Origin of the sequence: Novosphingobium sp. 32-60-15 (genome assembly GCF_002280675.1) — a bacterium.
Taxonomy (GTDB): domain Bacteria; phylum Pseudomonadota; class Alphaproteobacteria; order Sphingomonadales; family Sphingomonadaceae; genus Novosphingobium.
The window spans coordinates 109,628-123,368 of record NZ_NCEN01000004.1; the positions used below are offsets into that span (position 1 = coordinate 109,628).

Annotated in this window: 16 protein-coding genes and 2 tRNA genes; 6 read left to right on the plus strand and 12 right to left on the minus strand. The window is 58.0% G+C overall.

All coding sequences use genetic code 11. The features are described 5' to 3' along the window. Positions 1 to 25: 25 nt before the first annotated feature. On the minus strand, positions 26 to 1,435 hold the full coding sequence (gene ahcY, locus B7Y89_RS04460) for an adenosylhomocysteinase (RefSeq protein ID WP_292936131.1): 1,410 nt from the start codon (positions 1,433 to 1,435) through the stop codon (positions 26 to 28). A gap of 222 nt (positions 1,436 to 1,657) precedes the next feature. Between ahcY and B7Y89_RS04465 the strand changes: the two genes are divergently transcribed. Then, positions 1,658 to 2,137, plus strand: a complete 480-nt coding sequence (locus B7Y89_RS04465) for a peroxiredoxin (RefSeq protein ID WP_292936133.1) — start codon at positions 1,658 to 1,660, stop codon at positions 2,135 to 2,137. A gap of 40 nt (positions 2,138 to 2,177) precedes the next feature. Here B7Y89_RS04465 and B7Y89_RS04470 read toward each other — a convergent pair whose 3' ends face one another. From B7Y89_RS04470 to B7Y89_RS04490, 5 genes are all read right to left on the minus strand, one after another. Beyond that, complete coding sequence (locus B7Y89_RS04470; protein WP_292936134.1) at positions 2,178 to 2,939, minus strand: TorF family putative porin; 762 nt, start codon at positions 2,937 to 2,939, stop codon at positions 2,178 to 2,180. Positions 2,940 to 2,952: 13 nt separating this feature from the next. Then, complete coding sequence (locus B7Y89_RS04475; protein WP_292936135.1) at positions 2,953 to 3,405, minus strand: hypothetical protein; 453 nt, start codon at positions 3,403 to 3,405, stop codon at positions 2,953 to 2,955. Between the two features lie 116 nt (positions 3,406 to 3,521). Then, positions 3,522 to 4,136, minus strand: coding sequence for a GTP cyclohydrolase I FolE (gene folE, locus B7Y89_RS04480; RefSeq protein ID WP_292936136.1), 615 nt, complete (start codon positions 4,134 to 4,136; stop codon positions 3,522 to 3,524). Between the two features lie 12 nt (positions 4,137 to 4,148). Further along, the gene (locus tag B7Y89_RS04485) at positions 4,149 to 5,579 is read right to left on the minus strand and encodes a phospholipase D-like domain-containing protein (RefSeq protein WP_292936138.1); all 1,431 of its coding nucleotides are present in this window, start codon (positions 5,577 to 5,579) and stop codon (positions 4,149 to 4,151) included. Positions 5,580 to 5,815: 236 nt separating this feature from the next. Then, a complete protein-coding gene (locus B7Y89_RS04490) occupies positions 5,816 to 6,127 on the minus strand; it encodes a septum formation initiator family protein (protein WP_292936140.1) in 312 nt (103 codons plus the stop codon). Between the two features lie 306 nt (positions 6,128 to 6,433). On the opposite strand from B7Y89_RS04490, the gene B7Y89_RS04495 reads away from it, so the two are divergent. Both B7Y89_RS04495 and B7Y89_RS04500 read left to right on the plus strand, forming a co-directional pair. Next, the gene (locus tag B7Y89_RS04495; protein WP_292936142.1) at positions 6,434 to 6,973 is read left to right on the plus strand and encodes a gluconate 2-dehydrogenase subunit 3 family protein; all 540 of its coding nucleotides are present in this window, start codon (positions 6,434 to 6,436) and stop codon (positions 6,971 to 6,973) included. A gap of 12 nt (positions 6,974 to 6,985) precedes the next feature. Next, on the plus strand, positions 6,986 to 8,635 hold the full coding sequence (locus B7Y89_RS04500; protein WP_292936144.1) for a GMC family oxidoreductase: 1,650 nt from the start codon (positions 6,986 to 6,988) through the stop codon (positions 8,633 to 8,635). A gap of 44 nt (positions 8,636 to 8,679) precedes the next feature. Here B7Y89_RS04500 and B7Y89_RS04505 read toward each other — a convergent pair. The 3 genes from B7Y89_RS04505 to B7Y89_RS04515 form a co-directional block, all read right to left on the minus strand. Then, positions 8,680 to 8,756: transfer RNA gene (locus B7Y89_RS04505), tRNA-Arg, on the minus strand. 64 nt (positions 8,757 to 8,820) lie between these two features. Next, a tRNA-Arg gene (locus B7Y89_RS04510) sits at positions 8,821 to 8,897 on the minus strand. A 14-nt stretch (positions 8,898 to 8,911) separates the two neighbouring features. Next, entirely contained in the window at positions 8,912 to 9,376 is a 465-nt protein-coding gene (locus B7Y89_RS04515) for a (deoxy)nucleoside triphosphate pyrophosphohydrolase (protein WP_292936146.1), read from the minus strand. 72 nt (positions 9,377 to 9,448) lie between these two features. Between B7Y89_RS04515 and B7Y89_RS04520 the strand changes: the two genes are divergently transcribed. The 3 genes from B7Y89_RS04520 (at position 9,449) to B7Y89_RS04530 (ending at position 10,182) form a co-directional block, all read left to right on the plus strand. Beyond that, complete coding sequence (locus B7Y89_RS04520) at positions 9,449 to 9,622, plus strand: Flp family type IVb pilin (protein WP_292936148.1); 174 nt, start codon at positions 9,449 to 9,451, stop codon at positions 9,620 to 9,622. A 111-nt stretch (positions 9,623 to 9,733) separates the two neighbouring features. Continuing rightward, positions 9,734 to 9,916 carry a Flp family type IVb pilin gene (locus B7Y89_RS04525; protein ID WP_292936150.1) on the plus strand — a complete coding sequence of 61 codons (183 nt, stop codon included), beginning with the start codon at positions 9,734 to 9,736 and terminating at the stop codon, positions 9,914 to 9,916. Between the two features lie 83 nt (positions 9,917 to 9,999). Beyond that, a complete protein-coding gene (locus B7Y89_RS04530; protein ID WP_292936152.1) occupies positions 10,000 to 10,182 on the plus strand; it encodes a Flp family type IVb pilin in 183 nt (60 codons plus the stop codon). A gap of 98 nt (positions 10,183 to 10,280) precedes the next feature. Here the strand turns inward: B7Y89_RS04530 and B7Y89_RS04535 are convergent, their stop codons facing one another. The 3 genes from B7Y89_RS04535 to B7Y89_RS04545 form a co-directional block, all read right to left on the minus strand. Further along, positions 10,281 to 11,759: a M48 family metalloprotease gene (locus B7Y89_RS04535; protein WP_292936154.1), complete on the minus strand. Its 1,479-nt coding sequence runs from the start codon at positions 11,757 to 11,759 to the stop codon at positions 10,281 to 10,283. Between the two features lie 111 nt (positions 11,760 to 11,870). After that, positions 11,871 to 12,815 (minus strand): acetyl-CoA carboxylase carboxyltransferase subunit alpha, encoded by a 945-nt coding sequence (locus B7Y89_RS04540; RefSeq protein WP_292936156.1) that lies wholly within the window; start codon positions 12,813 to 12,815, stop codon positions 11,871 to 11,873. 32 nt (positions 12,816 to 12,847) lie between these two features. Further along, a complete protein-coding gene (locus B7Y89_RS04545) occupies positions 12,848 to 13,741 on the minus strand; it encodes a tyrosine recombinase (RefSeq protein ID WP_292936158.1) in 894 nt (297 codons plus the stop codon).

Consider the following 13,741-nt stretch of genomic DNA (forward strand, 5'->3'; position numbering starts at 1 on the left):
TTGCAACTGATCGCCCCTGAAGCCGTTAGTAGCGGTAATGGTCTGGCTTGAACGGGCCTTGCGCCGAAACGCCGATGTAGTCAGCCTGCTTCTTGGAAAGCGTGGTCAGCTTAACGCCCAGCTTTTCAAGGTGAAGCGCGGCAACCTTTTCGTCCAGATGCTTGGGCAGGACGTAAACGTCGTTCTTGTAGTTTTCGTTCTTTGTGAACAATTCGATCTGCGCCAGCACCTGATTGGTGAAGCTTGACGACATCACAAAGCTCGGGTGACCAGTGGCGCAACCAAGGTTGACCAGTCGGCCCTTGGCCAGAACAATGATCTGCTTGCCATCGGGGAATTCCACCAGATCGGTGCCGGGCTTCACTTCGGTCCACTTGTAGTTGTCGAGCGCAGAAATCTGGATTTCGCTATCGAAGTGGCCGATGTTGCACACGATGCTCATGGGCTTCATCGCCATCATGTGTTCGGCGGTGATCACGTCTTCGTTGCCGGTTGCGGTTACGAAGATATCGCAACGGGTTACCGCTTCTTCCATCGTGACAACTTCATAGCCTTCCATCGCGGCCTGAAGCGCGCAGATCGGATCGACTTCGGTTACCATAACGCGCGCGCCGCCCTGGCGCAGCGATGCTGCCGAACCCTTGCCCACATCGCCGAACCCGGCAACGCAAGCAACCTTGCCAGCCAGCATCACGTCTGTTGCGCGACGGATCGCGTCAACCAGCGATTCCTTGCAGCCGTACAGGTTGTCGAACTTTGACTTGGTGACCGAATCGTTCACGTTGATCGCAGGGAAAGGCAGTTTGCCGTCCTTGGCGATCTGGTAAAGGCGGTGGACGCCCGTGGTGGTTTCTTCCGAAACGCCCTTGATTGCCTTGACCGATGCGGTCAGGTAACCCGGCTTGCGCTTCAGGAAAGCATTCAGCGCGCGGACGAATTCGATTTCTTCTGCGTTTGATGGTTCGAACAGGGTTTCGCCCGCTTCAACGCGCGCGCCCCACAGTGCAAACATCGTGGCATCGCCGCCGTCATCAAGGATGAGGTTGGTGGTGATATCGTCACCCCAATCAAAGATCGAGCCGACATAGTCCCAATATTCGGCAAGGCTTTCACCCTTGATCGCAAACACCGGTATACCGGCAGCTGCAATAGCGGCAGCGGCATGGTCCTGCGTCGAAAAGATATTGCATGTCGCCCAGCGGACTTGGGCACCAAGCGCAACCAGCGTTTCGATCAGAACGGCGGTCTGGATCGTCATGTGCAGCGAACCGGTGATGCGCGCCCCCTTCAAAGGCTGCGACGCACCAAATTCCGTGCGGAGCGCCATCAGGCCCGGCATTTCGGTTTCAGCGATACGGATTTCCGCGCGGCCAAATTCGGCAAGGCCGATATCGGCGATCACATAATCATTCTTGGCGTCAATTACGCTGGCCACGAGGCATTCTCCTGAAAATCCGATATGCGCAATTGCGCCATGCCCGCCCTTTAGCGCGGCTTTATGGTTCGTGCAAACATAACATAAAGATTTCTTTATATCCGAACTGAGGGCCAGCCCTGCACTTGCCCCGTTGCGCCTTGGCACAGGCGTCCTATATCCCTGCGGCAAGTCCCATCCGCACACGCAAGCGGCCTTGGGCATATCGAAAGGAATTTCAGCATGACCATCGCTGTTGGAGACAAACTGCCCGACGTGAAAATCGTCAAGGCGACCGCTGACGCCAATGAAGCCGTCCAGTCTGCCGATTATTTCAAAGGCAAGAAGATCGCACTCTTCTCCGTTCCCGGCGCATTCACGCCCACCTGCTCGGCCAAGCATCTTCCCGGCTTTGTAGACAAGGCTGCCGAGCTGAAGGCCAAGGGCATTGATGAAATCGCCTGCACCGCCGTCAACGATCCGTTCGTGATGAAGGCGTGGGGCGCAGCTTCGGGCTCGTCAGACGTTACCATGCTGGCAGATGGCAATGGCGATCTTGCCGAAGCGCTCGGCCTTACGATGGACGGTTCGGGCTTTGGCCTTGGCAAGCGCGGTCAACGCTTCTCGATGGTCGTCAATGACGGCGTGGTCGAACAGCTTTTTGTCGAAGCACCGGGCGACTTCAAGGTCAGCGCCGCTGAACACATGCTCGAAAACCTCTAATCATAATCTGGCCCCTGCATCCAGCGGGGGCCAGCTTTGATCAGAAAGAAAGCCTTACGCGTCCAACCACACGGTCACCGGCATGGCGCAGATCGGCGTGCGGTGAGACTGATACCCGCGACGTATCAATATCGGTCCCGACATAATCCAACCCGACGGTGAAAGGAAACTGGTTGTATTCCAACCCGAGTTTCCAATCTGTATAACTGCCCGCAGGCCGTAACCGCGCAGCCCGCAACGGATTGTCGGCATCACCCGTCGTATAGCCGACCGAGGCTGACACGCTTACGGGGAAGGCAGGAATTCCGGCCAACGCATTGGCCCTCAGGTAAAGGTTATCCCCGCCAATCGCATCCTGGCTTGGCGCATAAAAAGCATTTGCTCCCACTTGCAGCGGACCTATCGAATAGCGCGCGCCGAGCCCCAGTTCGGCATAATTCATGCCTGTGTCAGCACCGCCAAACACGTGGCCAATCGCTTCTGTGCGCAGGGTAAATCCGCTGAGGCTCCAATCCTTGCCAATGCCAAGGTCGGCCACCAAGTCAGCATTGGCATGGCGGTCAGACTTGCGCAGCGCTGCAACGCGGACCGATGCGTCCAACCCTGCAATGCCTGCGTAAACGTCCGTCGAGGCCGAAACCTCGCCGTCACTCCAGCTTACCCCCCGGCGCACCTCATCAGTTGTCGCCTCGACGCCGAAATCAACAGATTGCGCATGGGCTGCAGGAACAAACGCCCCCGCAGCCAGCACGGCCAATCCAAGTTGAAAAGCCAGTCCGGATGGGCGGGCAAGACTGACCATAATTACCTAATCCTTATCCGGCACTAGCGCGGCTTTTTGCACTGTCAGCTTCGGCGAGAATCACCGCACGGTCCTGTGCCACCATCGCCATCAACGTTTGGCGCAGACTGTCGCGCCGCGCATCGACGATGCGTTGAATGGCCTTGCTGTTCGATGAACACCATCCCGGCGCCGAACCTTTCAAGGCATTTTCCTGCGTCATTGAACGCGAAGCCTGCATGCCTGAACCCACCAGCGCGGTCCGTTCCACCGTAAGCGAAACCGACCACATGCAGCGCAGCGTGCTTGCACGTCCGCCCGGCCCTGCAGACCCGATCTGCTTCTCTACAATTCTGGTGGAGCCGCGATAGTCAGCGGCAATCGGGCCGGCATCAGGGTGTTCAATTGTTGCCCGATGCTCCAGCGCCTGTGCGGGAGCCGCAATCAAAGCGCCAAGCATAAGCCCGGCAAAGGCAAAGCGTTTCATAACTCGTGTCTCCTGCAATGCCCCGACATTTTTTCCGCCGGTGACGCTGCCAAGTTAGTACGCCCTGCCAATAACCCAAGACATAGATTTGTAACGTTTGTTTGCCGGACAGAGCCTCAATAACCCATCAGACTAAGCACTTCCTTGCGGCTGCGGGTGTCTTCTAGAAACGTACCCATCATCCGGCTTGTTACCATGCCCACACCCGATGTGCGTACGCCTCGCGCGGTCATGCACGCATGGCTTGCCTCGATCACAACCGCAACGCCATGCGGCCGCAAGTTGTCCCAGATGCATTGCGCCACTTCGGCGGTCAGTCGTTCCTGAATCTGCAATCTGCGGGCAAAGCCATGAAGAACCCGCGCCAGCTTGGAGATGCCTACAACCTTGTCGCGCGGCAAATAGGCAATCGCGGCCTTACCAATGATCGGAGCCATGTGGTGTTCGCAGTGGCTTTGGAACGGGATGTCTTTCAGCAGCACAATCTCGTCGTAACCACCCACTTCCTCAAACTGCCGCTCAAGGTGCGCCGCCGGGTCCTCGCTGTAACCCATGCAATATTCTTTCCACGCCCGCGCCACGCGCTTTGGCGTATCCAGCAGGCCTTCGCGTGCCGGATCATCGCCTGACCAGCGGATCAGCGTGCGGATGGCTTCTTGAACATCAGCGGGAACGGGGATTTTACCACGGGCCAGATCATCAGCATCGTCAGCCCCCACCACATCGCTCATTGCATGCCCCTCCTATCCCTTCGGCCGGTGTAAAATCCGGCTCGTAAACAAACCCTTGCGATAGAAGGATATGATCTCCTCCGGCCGCTCCGGGTCCAGCACTTCGTTATCCGCAAGCGCCTTTTCCGCATCGCTCAATTCATGCGGAACGAACGGGATCAGGCGCTTACCGGCCTTTGACGTAGCGCCGATCATTGCAGCCATTCCGCCATGCTGGCCCAAGCGCTCCGCTACCCGCTCAGGCGTCATACCGCAATGCTCGGCAAGCAGCGAAATGCGCAAATTGCGGATTGTACGCCCGCAATGGGCATTGGCTGGCCGTGCACAATCGATGAAAACATCGCATTCGCTATCCAGTCCCATGGACCGGTTGTTGAGATTGGCCGATCCGATGCGCAGCACCTCATCGTCAACAATCGTCAGCTTGGAATGCACATAAATCGGCGTCCCACCCGCCGTTACAGGGTGCCAGACAGAGAACCTGCGCTTGTGATCAGCCTGCTCGATGGCTTGTATCAGCCGCACCCTTGCCCCATCCATCGCGGCTTGCTCCAACCAGCCATCAGAGCTTTGCGGATTGATCAGCACCACCTCTGGCGGGTCAGGTTCAGCCATGCGAACCGCAATCGCTTCGGCAATTTTGCGAGATGCGAAATACTGGTTCTCGAAATAGATGTGCTTTTTTGCGCGCGCAATATGTTCGACAAACAACGCCTCGATTTCGCGAATTTCCCCCGCATCGGCATATTGCGACCGCGTCCGCGCGATGCCGATTTCGACATCGCGGAACTCGGCTTCGATCTGCGCTGGCCAGGGCGATGAATCCTGCGGCACACAAGGGATCAGCGGCTTGCCCCCTGCCTGCACCCAGCGCGTACGCCCGAACTTGCCGAGCAAAGCTGCCGCATCGCCCTCCATCAACATTGTGCAATCATGCCAAGGACCGTAAGGTCGGCCACCCGGACCCCGCCGTCGCTTGTCATTGTCCAGGTGGTCGCGCGTGTCCCAGCGGTCACCCGCCATATCGATCCCGCCACACACCGCAAACTTGTCGTCGATCACCACAATCTTCTGATGGTGACTGCATCCCAGCGGATGGGCACTGTCCAGTTTGAACACGATCCGCGGATGCCGCCACCACCGCAGCAGATCGAGCATCATCGACCCGCGAAACACCGCTTTTAAGGCACCAAAGTTCCACTTTAGCACCCGTATATCCAGCGTCTTGCGCCGGTTGGAAAGCCACACAATAAAGGTGCCAAGCCGCGCGGGCGCAACCTTGCGGCGCGGCAAATTCCACCACCGGCGACCGCCGCCAATCTTGATGCGAGTGTCAAAATCCCACCCGATCAACATGATCCGCTGCTGCGCGCGCATCATGGCTTCGCGCATTAACGAGAAGTAGTCGGCCGCATCAATCACTGCATGGGCGCGCGTCGCCATGGCATATCGCCAGACAGACCGTGTTTCACCAGCATGATCGGTTTCGTTTTGATCTGCGAGTTGATTGCTATCGTGCGTCACGTATTCCCCGCCAACCGCATAGTTCGTGACGCCCCGACCCGCCACATAACGATACAGTTAGTGCAGGTCTGCGGCCACATTGCAAGGTTACGCTTAGCGGTAATGACGGTTCCCGTGTCGGATAATGCCGCGCTGCTGCGCGCTAGTTCCTGAATTCAATTCTCGACCGGGATGACCAGTTCATCAGGATGGGCCATGTTCAAATTGCTTCGTAGCAATTCTCCGACAAGATCAGGGTCAGCGTGACGCGGGTCAAGCAAGGCAACACGGTTCTTCATCCGGTCCCGCTCGGCGGTCAGCTTCGCAATCTCGGCCTCACGCTGATCAAGCAGCCGCGCATTTTCACCCCAAGCCAGCAGTCCACTTGGCCCGGCAACACCGATAGCGCCAAGGACCAGCAAAGCCACAAGCGCAAGCGACTGGGTCAGACTGTCTTTTGGAAGCAAGGGGGCGCGGCGTGATTGCATGGTCTTACTGAATCACAATTCCCAAGCCGATTCAAGCGCTAATGAAAACAATTCGGAATATCCTTGGCATAGGATCGTTCAAAACGGTGTGCTGGGCGACGCGGTCAGTAGAACGCTGCTCTCGAAACGATGCTGCCAGCCTTAGCCTGTATATGCGCTGTTCACCGTATTCCATCCGCGATGGTTGCCTGTCCTTTTCCAGACAGCTTTCCTGCCAATCCGGAGCGGCTCATGGAACTCGCAGTCCCTTCGCGTCGTCATTTTTTGACCGCAATCGGAAACTTGGCCAGCGCAGGCTGGATTGCAATGAACTGGCCGAAGATCGCAGCCGCAACCGAACACTCCGGCCATGATGCCGCAGCACCGCCCAACGCCATCAAAACACTGTCCGAGAGCGAGGCCGCCACTGTTGATGCCATCGCCAACCTGATTGTGCCCGGCGGTACAACACCCGGCGCACGTGACGCGCGCGTCATTTATTTCATCGACAACGCGTTGGGGAGTTTCTTCGCAGCCCAATTGCCCTCGTTCCGCGAAGGTCTGGGCGAATTTACCAGCAGCTATAGCTCAAGCCATGGGACCGAAACTTCGTTCGCTTCGGCCGCTGAAACACAGCAGATTGCGTTTCTGAAAGAGGTTGAGAAAACGCCGTTTTTCCTCGCTGTGCGCAGGCTCACCGTGCTCGGTCTGCTCGCGCTGCCCAAATATGGCGGCAATCATGACAATTTGGGCTGGAAGCTGATCGGGGTGGAGGACAACCACGCGTGGGAGCCACCATTCGGCTTCTATGACCAGGATTACGCAGGGTTTGAGCCCTACCCCGGCACCAAGCCCTACACCGCCTGACGGAGCAGCCCGATGCAGCGCAAAACTTTCAAGACCAGCGAAACAGTCGATTTCATCGTCGTAGGCTCTGGCGCATCGGGCGGAATCATGGCGCGTGAACTGGCGCGCGCGGGCAACAGTGTTGTCGTGATGGAACAAGGCCCGCGCCTTGATGCCCATGAATTTGAACATGACGAACTGAAATACCGCAACCTTTCCGGCATCACCAATAACCCCGCCACCAACCCGCAAACCTTCCGTAATACCGAAGACCAAAAGGCCGCTAAGGTTTCGGGCAGAAACCCGCTGACTTACGCCCGCGTGGTCGGTGGCAGCAGTTCGCACTTCAACGCCAATTTCTGGCGGTTGCACGAAATCGACTTCATCGAACGCAGCCGCCTTGGCGCAATCGAAGGCGCAGACCTCGTCGACTGGCCCATCACATATGCCGAACTCGAACCGTACTATACCAAAGTGGAATGGGAAGTCGGCGTGTCCGGCCTTGCCGGGGCCAGCCCGTTCGATCCGTGGCGCAGCAAACCCTACCCCATGCCGCCCTTGCCCGTGAAATCATCCGGCGTGTTGTTTGAACGCGGCGCAAAGAAGCTCGGCCTGCACCCCTTCCCCGCCCCGATGGCGATCAATTCGGTCCTCTACAAAGACCGCCCGCCGTGCATCCAGTGCGGCCTGTGCGGCGGCTTTGCGTGTGAGGTCAAGGCCAAGTCATCATCGGTCTGGACCGTCATACCCGAGGCCGAGGCCACCAGGCGCTGCGAAGTGCGCGCCGAAAGTTACGTCTTCCGCATCGGCATGAACAAAGCTGGCCGCGCCACCGGCGTCTATTACTATGATCGTGATCGCAAGGAACAGTTCCAGAATGCCCGTGCGGTGGTCGTCTGCGCCAACGGTGCCGAAACACCACGACTGCTGCTCAATTCGGCCACGGGATCAGCCCCCCAAGGCCTCGCCAATTCCAGCGGCGCGGTGGGGCGGTACTTGATGTTCAACAAGGGCGGCGGCGCGATGGCGCGCTTCGAACACCCGCTGAACGAATACAAGGGCGCCAATGTAACGCGCATCATGCACGACTTCTATGATTCCGATCCCAAGCGCGGGTTTTATGGTGGCGGTGGCTTTGATGCGCGATCAGGCGGTCCACTCACATGGGGGCAAAGCGTACCCAAGGGGACACCAAACTGGGGGCCTGAATTCAAGGAATACCTTGAATCGTACACGTATTGGATGAACTGTTCAGGCCACGGCACATCACTGGCGGTCGAAAGCAATCGCGTCGATATCGATCCCGATTTGAAAGATGCGTGGGGGCTGCCAGCCATCCGCGTAACCCACAAAGACCACCCCGACGATACCAAGCACGCCAAATGGCAGGTGGAACGTGCGGCTGAAATCATGGACGCAGCCGGAGCCAAGCAGATCGTCCCCGGCGAAATCGGTGAGGCAACCGGCGGGGTTCACTTGCTCGGTACCTGCCGCATGGGCAATGATCCTGCAACCTCGGTCATCGACAAGTACCACCGCACGCATGATGTACGGAACCTGTTCCTGTGCGATGGTTCCAGCATGGTCACATCAGGCCGGGGCCAGCCCACGCAAACCATAGAAGCGTTGGCGTTCCGCGCCGCAGATCACATCGCCAAATTCGCCCGCACAGGCGATATCTGACAATCAGGCTCTTGCAGAGACAGCGTCTTTGATGGTGGAGGAAATGGTGCACCCGGAACGATTCGAACGTCCGGCCCTCAGATTCGTAGTCTGATGCTCTATCCAGCTGAGCTACGGGTGCCTGCCATTTTCTTCAAACGCAAATCAATGCGTTCATATCCCGACATTCGCCCCAAAAGGGGGAATGGTGCACCCGGAACGATTCGAACGTCCGGCCCTCAGATTCGTAGTCTGATGCTCTATCCAGCTGAGCTACGGGTGCGTGGAGACGCGCCTTTAGGTTGGTCTTTTCCCTTTGGCAACCCCTTCAATCACAAGCCCGTCAAGCACCGGAATTAGCGCCTGCGCCAAGGGTATGTCGAGCGGGGGCATGGGCAAAGCCAACAGTTCCGGCGCAGACACCCAGTTTATTTGCGTGCCGGCCTCAAGCGCCTTGGGCGAACCGCACCAACGCGTCGCTGTATATAATAACAGCAGCACTGCCTTTTTCCCCGGTTCGGCAAAGCTCGTTGCAAACGACAGCGGCGTGATCGCATAAGATTCGACAATAACGCCCAGTTCTTCGGCTATTTCACGCACCAGTGCGGCTTCGGGCGCTTCACCAGCCTCAACCTTGCCGCCGGGAAATTCCCACAGCCCGCCGTGGGCTTTGCCCGCAGCGCGTTGCTGCACGAGCACTTTCCCGTCTGTGGATAATAACGCAAGCGCAACCACGACCATCATCGGCGGATTGCCGTCCATCTACGTTGCCTCCATCAATATTTTATTAGGCATGGTATCGTATTATTGCTGAACCGCAATATTGGAAGAAATGTGAAGTTGCTGTTTCATCATCTTATTCGCAATACTTGCGGCGCTACGGCCATTGAATACGGCTTGCTGATTGCTGTGATCGGTCTGGCAGCAGCCACCGGCCTGAGCAAATTCACACCATCGTTGAACAACATTTACTCAATGGTTCACCAAGCCACCGAAAATAAGGTCTGAACGGTTTAACGCAATTTTTAGAATTGCACACGTAAGACTACCAACGCTTGCTTCGGTACAAAAATTCTTGAGCGGGCCGGGATGATGAAAACATACACTAGGAGACTGACCATGAAGCTTTTCCGTGACCTGTTCACCAACGAAGATGGCGCCACCGCGATTGAATACGGCCTGATCGCCGCTCTCGTGGCTGTTGCTGCAATGACCGCCATGGGCTCGCTCGGCAACTCGCTCAGCACCACGTTCGGTCTGGTTTCGACCAACATGACCAACGCACAAGACGGCAAGCTCTAAGAGCTTGATGATCGCCTGAAGGGTTGGGCGTAACACACGCCCCCCTTCAGGACGGTTTCTTACTTGTTCAAAGGAATTCCATCATGAAGCTTTTTCACGAAATACTGAAAAGCGAAGATGGGGCTACAGCAATTGAATACGGCCTGATCGCCGCTCTTGTTGCCGTTGCTGCAATGACCGCCATGGGTTCACTGGGCAACTCGCTCAGCACCACGTTCGGTATGGTTTCGACCAATATGGTCAAAGCGCAGGACGGCAAGCTGTAATAGCTCGATTACCGCAGAAAACCGGAGGGGCTGGCAAACGATTGCCAGCCCCTTTTCTGATTCGGCTTCGGGCACTATCTCAATTTACACCCAAGTATTTAATATACAACAATTTTTACCTTCTGGCCTACCGAAAGTTTACTCGTCGTGGTCAATCCGTTGAGCACCAGAAACCGTTCAAGCGCCTTGTCGGTATAGGCCATCCGGCTGGCCATAGTCTGGACCGTCTCGCCGGACTTTACCGTAACAACCGAAAGCTTGCGCGGGCGCACTGCTGATGCTTCGGTGGCGTTGATCCGGCGGATTGACTGGAACATCGCATTGAACTGCGTCGCCTGTCCTGCCTGGCTGATAGTCGCAAAATGGAACGCCTGTTGTGGCCCCCATTCATAGGCAAAAACGATTACGTCGACCTGGCTGTTGCCGCTTGTGGCGCGCGTCGCACCATAGGCGGCTTTGATGCCGTTAACCGTCGTCGTCTGAATCGAATCAGCCCGCATTTGCTGTTCGCTCAATCCCGCAAACACGGTGTTGATGTAAGCGGACAGATCACCATTGTACTGCGCTGATGAAAACTCGCCCTTCCCGCTCTGGCCCGAAATCGAAACAGAGCGCGTTCCGTTAACCAGATAGAACCCGTTGGGCGCCTGAAACGCCAACCGCAGCGAAGGATGCGTAAACTTCGATCCATCGACAATGCCCTGTGCCGGATCATCACCATATGTCAGGCCATTGATCCCTGCCAGAAACGCATCGCGATTGGTCATCCCCGGCTTCGTTCCGGCACGTGCCAAAGCGGCGCGGACGCGCGATGCCGGATCAGGATGGGTACTGGCCCATGCCGGAACCTGATTCGAAGTGCCCTTTATGCTGGCATCCAGCGTGTTCTGGTTGGCAAGGCTTTGCAAAACCGATGACATCGCGCGCGGATCATATCCTGCGCGCTGCAAATAGGTAACGCCAAGGTTGTCCGCTTCGGTTTCCTGCCCGCGCGAATACTTCAGCGTCAGCAATTGGCTGCCGGTGGAGAAAATCTTCTGCCCGATCTGCCCCAGCGCACCGTTGCCGAGCAATGCCCCTGACAGCAGCGTACCCAACGTGCCGATGATGGTATTGCGCGTTGCAGCGCTTTGACGCTTGGAGGAATGGCGAGCAGCAACATGACCCACTTCATGGCCCAGCACACCTGCCAGTTCCGCCTCATTGTTCATCAAAGCCGCCAATTGGCGCGTCACGTAAATATAGCCGCCTGGAACCGCAAAAGCGTTGTTCACGGGCGAATTCAGCAGGGTAACCGTAAAGTCACCACGCGCGTTGCTCAGGCCGGATTGTACCGCAATATTCTTGCCGATCGTCTGCACATAATTGGACTGCGGGCCAGTCATCGCCCCGCCAAATTCCTGCAGCAACTGGGGATGCGCTTCGGCACCTTGCTGCCGGTCTGCCGCGCTGATGGCCTGGATTGCACCTTGTGCATTGGCCGGGCTAGCCTTCTGGCTGGCCCATGCAGGCAGAACTACCGCCGCCATTGCGGTTACTGTCAGAATTGCAGCACGTGAACGAAGTTTAACTGGCATCGGTCTCTCCCTACCGGCAAGCGAGATTGTACGCCCGCACCTTAACCGGTGACGAACGCAATAACCCCTATCTCGCAAATAGAGTTCCCGAGCGCCAGTGGGCGCACAAGATTAAGCGCCGATGCGCAGGAACCGTTCAGCACGCAACTGGCGTAACTCATCGCCTGTCTTGCCTGCCAGTGCGTCCAGTTCCTCAGCAATTGCTGCGCCCAGCTTTGCACAGGCAGCCGCAGGATCGCGGTGTGCGCCGCCCACAGGCTCACGCACAATCCGGTCAATCACGCCAAGGCCCAGCAGATCTTGCGCCGTCACTTTCATCGCCTCGGCTGCATCTGCCGCTTTTTCCGATGTGCGCCAAAGGATTGATGCACAGCCTTCGGGCGAGATCACCGAATAGATAGCGTGTTCCATCATCAACACGCGCTCGGCACTTGCCAGCGCAACGGCGCCGCCCGATCCACCTTCACCGACAATCGTTGCAACCATCGGGACGCCCAGCGCCAGACACGCCTCGGTCGAACGGGCAATCGCTTCTGCCTGCCCACGCTCTTCAGCTTCGACGCCCGGAAACGCGCCTGACGTATCCACCAGCGTCACCACCGGCAGGCCGAATCGGCTGGCCATTTCCATCAGGCGGATAGCCTTGCGGTATCCTTCAGGCTTGCCCATGCCAAAATTGTGGCGGATGCGGCTTTGCGTGTCATTGCCCTTTTCATGGCCGATCAGCATCACCCGCCGATTGCCCAGCTTGGCAAAGCCGCCGATAATGGCCTGATCTTCGCCATAAAGCCGATCCCCGCCCAAAGGCAGAAAATCGGTAAACATAGCCTCGACATAGTCTTTGAAGTGGGGGCGCGCGGGGTGGCGGGCCACTTGCGTCTTCTGCCACGGCGTCAGCGCGCGATAGGTGCTTGCCAACAGTTCGGCGGATTTGGTTTCAAGCCGGCGGATCTCGGACCCGATATCAATGTCTCCGCCCAGCGCCGTCTGGCGCAGTTCGGCGATGCGGGCTTCGAGCGCGGCGACCGGCTTTTCGAACTCGAGATAGGAAATCATGACGCTCCCGCTAAGCGCGCGCGCGCCTTCGGTCAACTGCTAGCCGCGTTTCCCAAGGGATGGCGTTCATTCACCAACGCGACAAGCCGGGCAGAATCAACGTGCGTATAGATTTGCGTCGTTGCAATATCGGCATGGCCCAGCAGCGTTTGCAGCACCCGCAAATCTGCCCCGCCTTCCAACAGATGCGTGGCAAAGGCATGGCGCAGTACATGCGGGCTGACCGTTTCCGGGTTCAATCCGGCCCGCAGTGCCAAGTCCCGCAACAACTGGAACAGCCGCACGCGCGACAAATGCCCCCCTTTCGGACTTGGGAAAACAAAGCGCCCGCCTTTGCCCCTAACCGCCAACCAATCGGCCAGCGCCCGCACCGCGCGCGCTGATACCGGCACCATCCGCTGCACCCCGCCCTTGCCCGTTATCGTCAGGAACGGCGCATCGCGCGGCACGGCCGCAATCGGCAGCGAAACCAGTTCCGTCGCGCGCAAGCCCGAACCATAAAGCAATTCCAGCAAGGCCAGCATCCGCAAACCTTCGGGCGTTCCTGTCGCGCCATCGGCCTCTGCCGTGACAAACAAGGCACCGACTGCGCTGTGATCCAGCACGCGCGGCAACGGACGCCGCGCGCGCGGACGCGGCAGTGCTGATGACGGATCATCATCGCGCAGCCCTTCATCCACCAAAAAGCCATAGAACTGTCGCAATGCCGATGCTCTGCGCGCCAGCGACGACGGCGCAAGCTCGACCCACGCCGCCGCCAGCTTCGCAATGTCCTCGCGCCCCGCCGTGGCCAGCGTACCGATCACCAGCACCGCACCTGCCAGGTCACGACGATAGGCAGACAGCGTATTTGCTGCCGCCCCGCGTTGCGCTGCCAGCATCGCCAGAAAGCTCTCAACCTCAGGCTCGGCGGCGGCCTTTACCAC

What these genes read in the sequence shown, in the direction of transcription:
- B7Y89_RS04490 (WP_292936140.1), bottom strand. Translation starts at nt 6,127, where the DNA reads ATGCAATCACGCCGCGCCCCCTTGCTTCCAAAAGACAGTCTGACCCAG.
- B7Y89_RS04465 (WP_292936133.1), top strand. Translation starts at nt 1,658, where the DNA reads ATGACCATCGCTGTTGGAGACAAACTGCCCGACGTGAAAATCGTCAAG.
- B7Y89_RS04485 (WP_292936138.1), bottom strand. Translation starts at nt 5,579, where the DNA reads ATGGCGACGCGCGCCCATGCAGTGATTGATGCGGCCGACTACTTCTCG.
- folE (WP_292936136.1), bottom strand. Translation starts at nt 4,136, where the DNA reads ATGAGCGATGTGGTGGGGGCTGACGATGCTGATGATCTGGCCCGTGGT.
- B7Y89_RS04540 (WP_292936156.1), bottom strand. Translation starts at nt 12,815, where the DNA reads ATGATTTCCTATCTCGAGTTCGAAAAGCCGGTCGCCGCGCTCGAAGCC.
- B7Y89_RS04495 (WP_292936142.1), top strand. Translation starts at nt 6,434, where the DNA reads ATGAACTGGCCGAAGATCGCAGCCGCAACCGAACACTCCGGCCATGAT.
- B7Y89_RS04470 (WP_292936134.1), bottom strand. Translation starts at nt 2,939, where the DNA reads ATGGTCAGTCTTGCCCGCCCATCCGGACTGGCTTTTCAACTTGGATTG.
- B7Y89_RS04535 (WP_292936154.1), bottom strand. Translation starts at nt 11,759, where the DNA reads ATGCCAGTTAAACTTCGTTCACGTGCTGCAATTCTGACAGTAACCGCA.
- B7Y89_RS04500 (WP_292936144.1), top strand. Translation starts at nt 6,986, where the DNA reads ATGCAGCGCAAAACTTTCAAGACCAGCGAAACAGTCGATTTCATCGTC.
- B7Y89_RS04525 (WP_292936150.1), top strand. Translation starts at nt 9,734, where the DNA reads ATGAAGCTTTTCCGTGACCTGTTCACCAACGAAGATGGCGCCACCGCG.
- B7Y89_RS04515 (WP_292936146.1), bottom strand. Translation starts at nt 9,376, where the DNA reads ATGGACGGCAATCCGCCGATGATGGTCGTGGTTGCGCTTGCGTTATTA.
- B7Y89_RS04475 (WP_292936135.1), bottom strand. Translation starts at nt 3,405, where the DNA reads ATGAAACGCTTTGCCTTTGCCGGGCTTATGCTTGGCGCTTTGATTGCG.
- B7Y89_RS04530 (WP_292936152.1), top strand. Translation starts at nt 10,000, where the DNA reads ATGAAGCTTTTTCACGAAATACTGAAAAGCGAAGATGGGGCTACAGCA.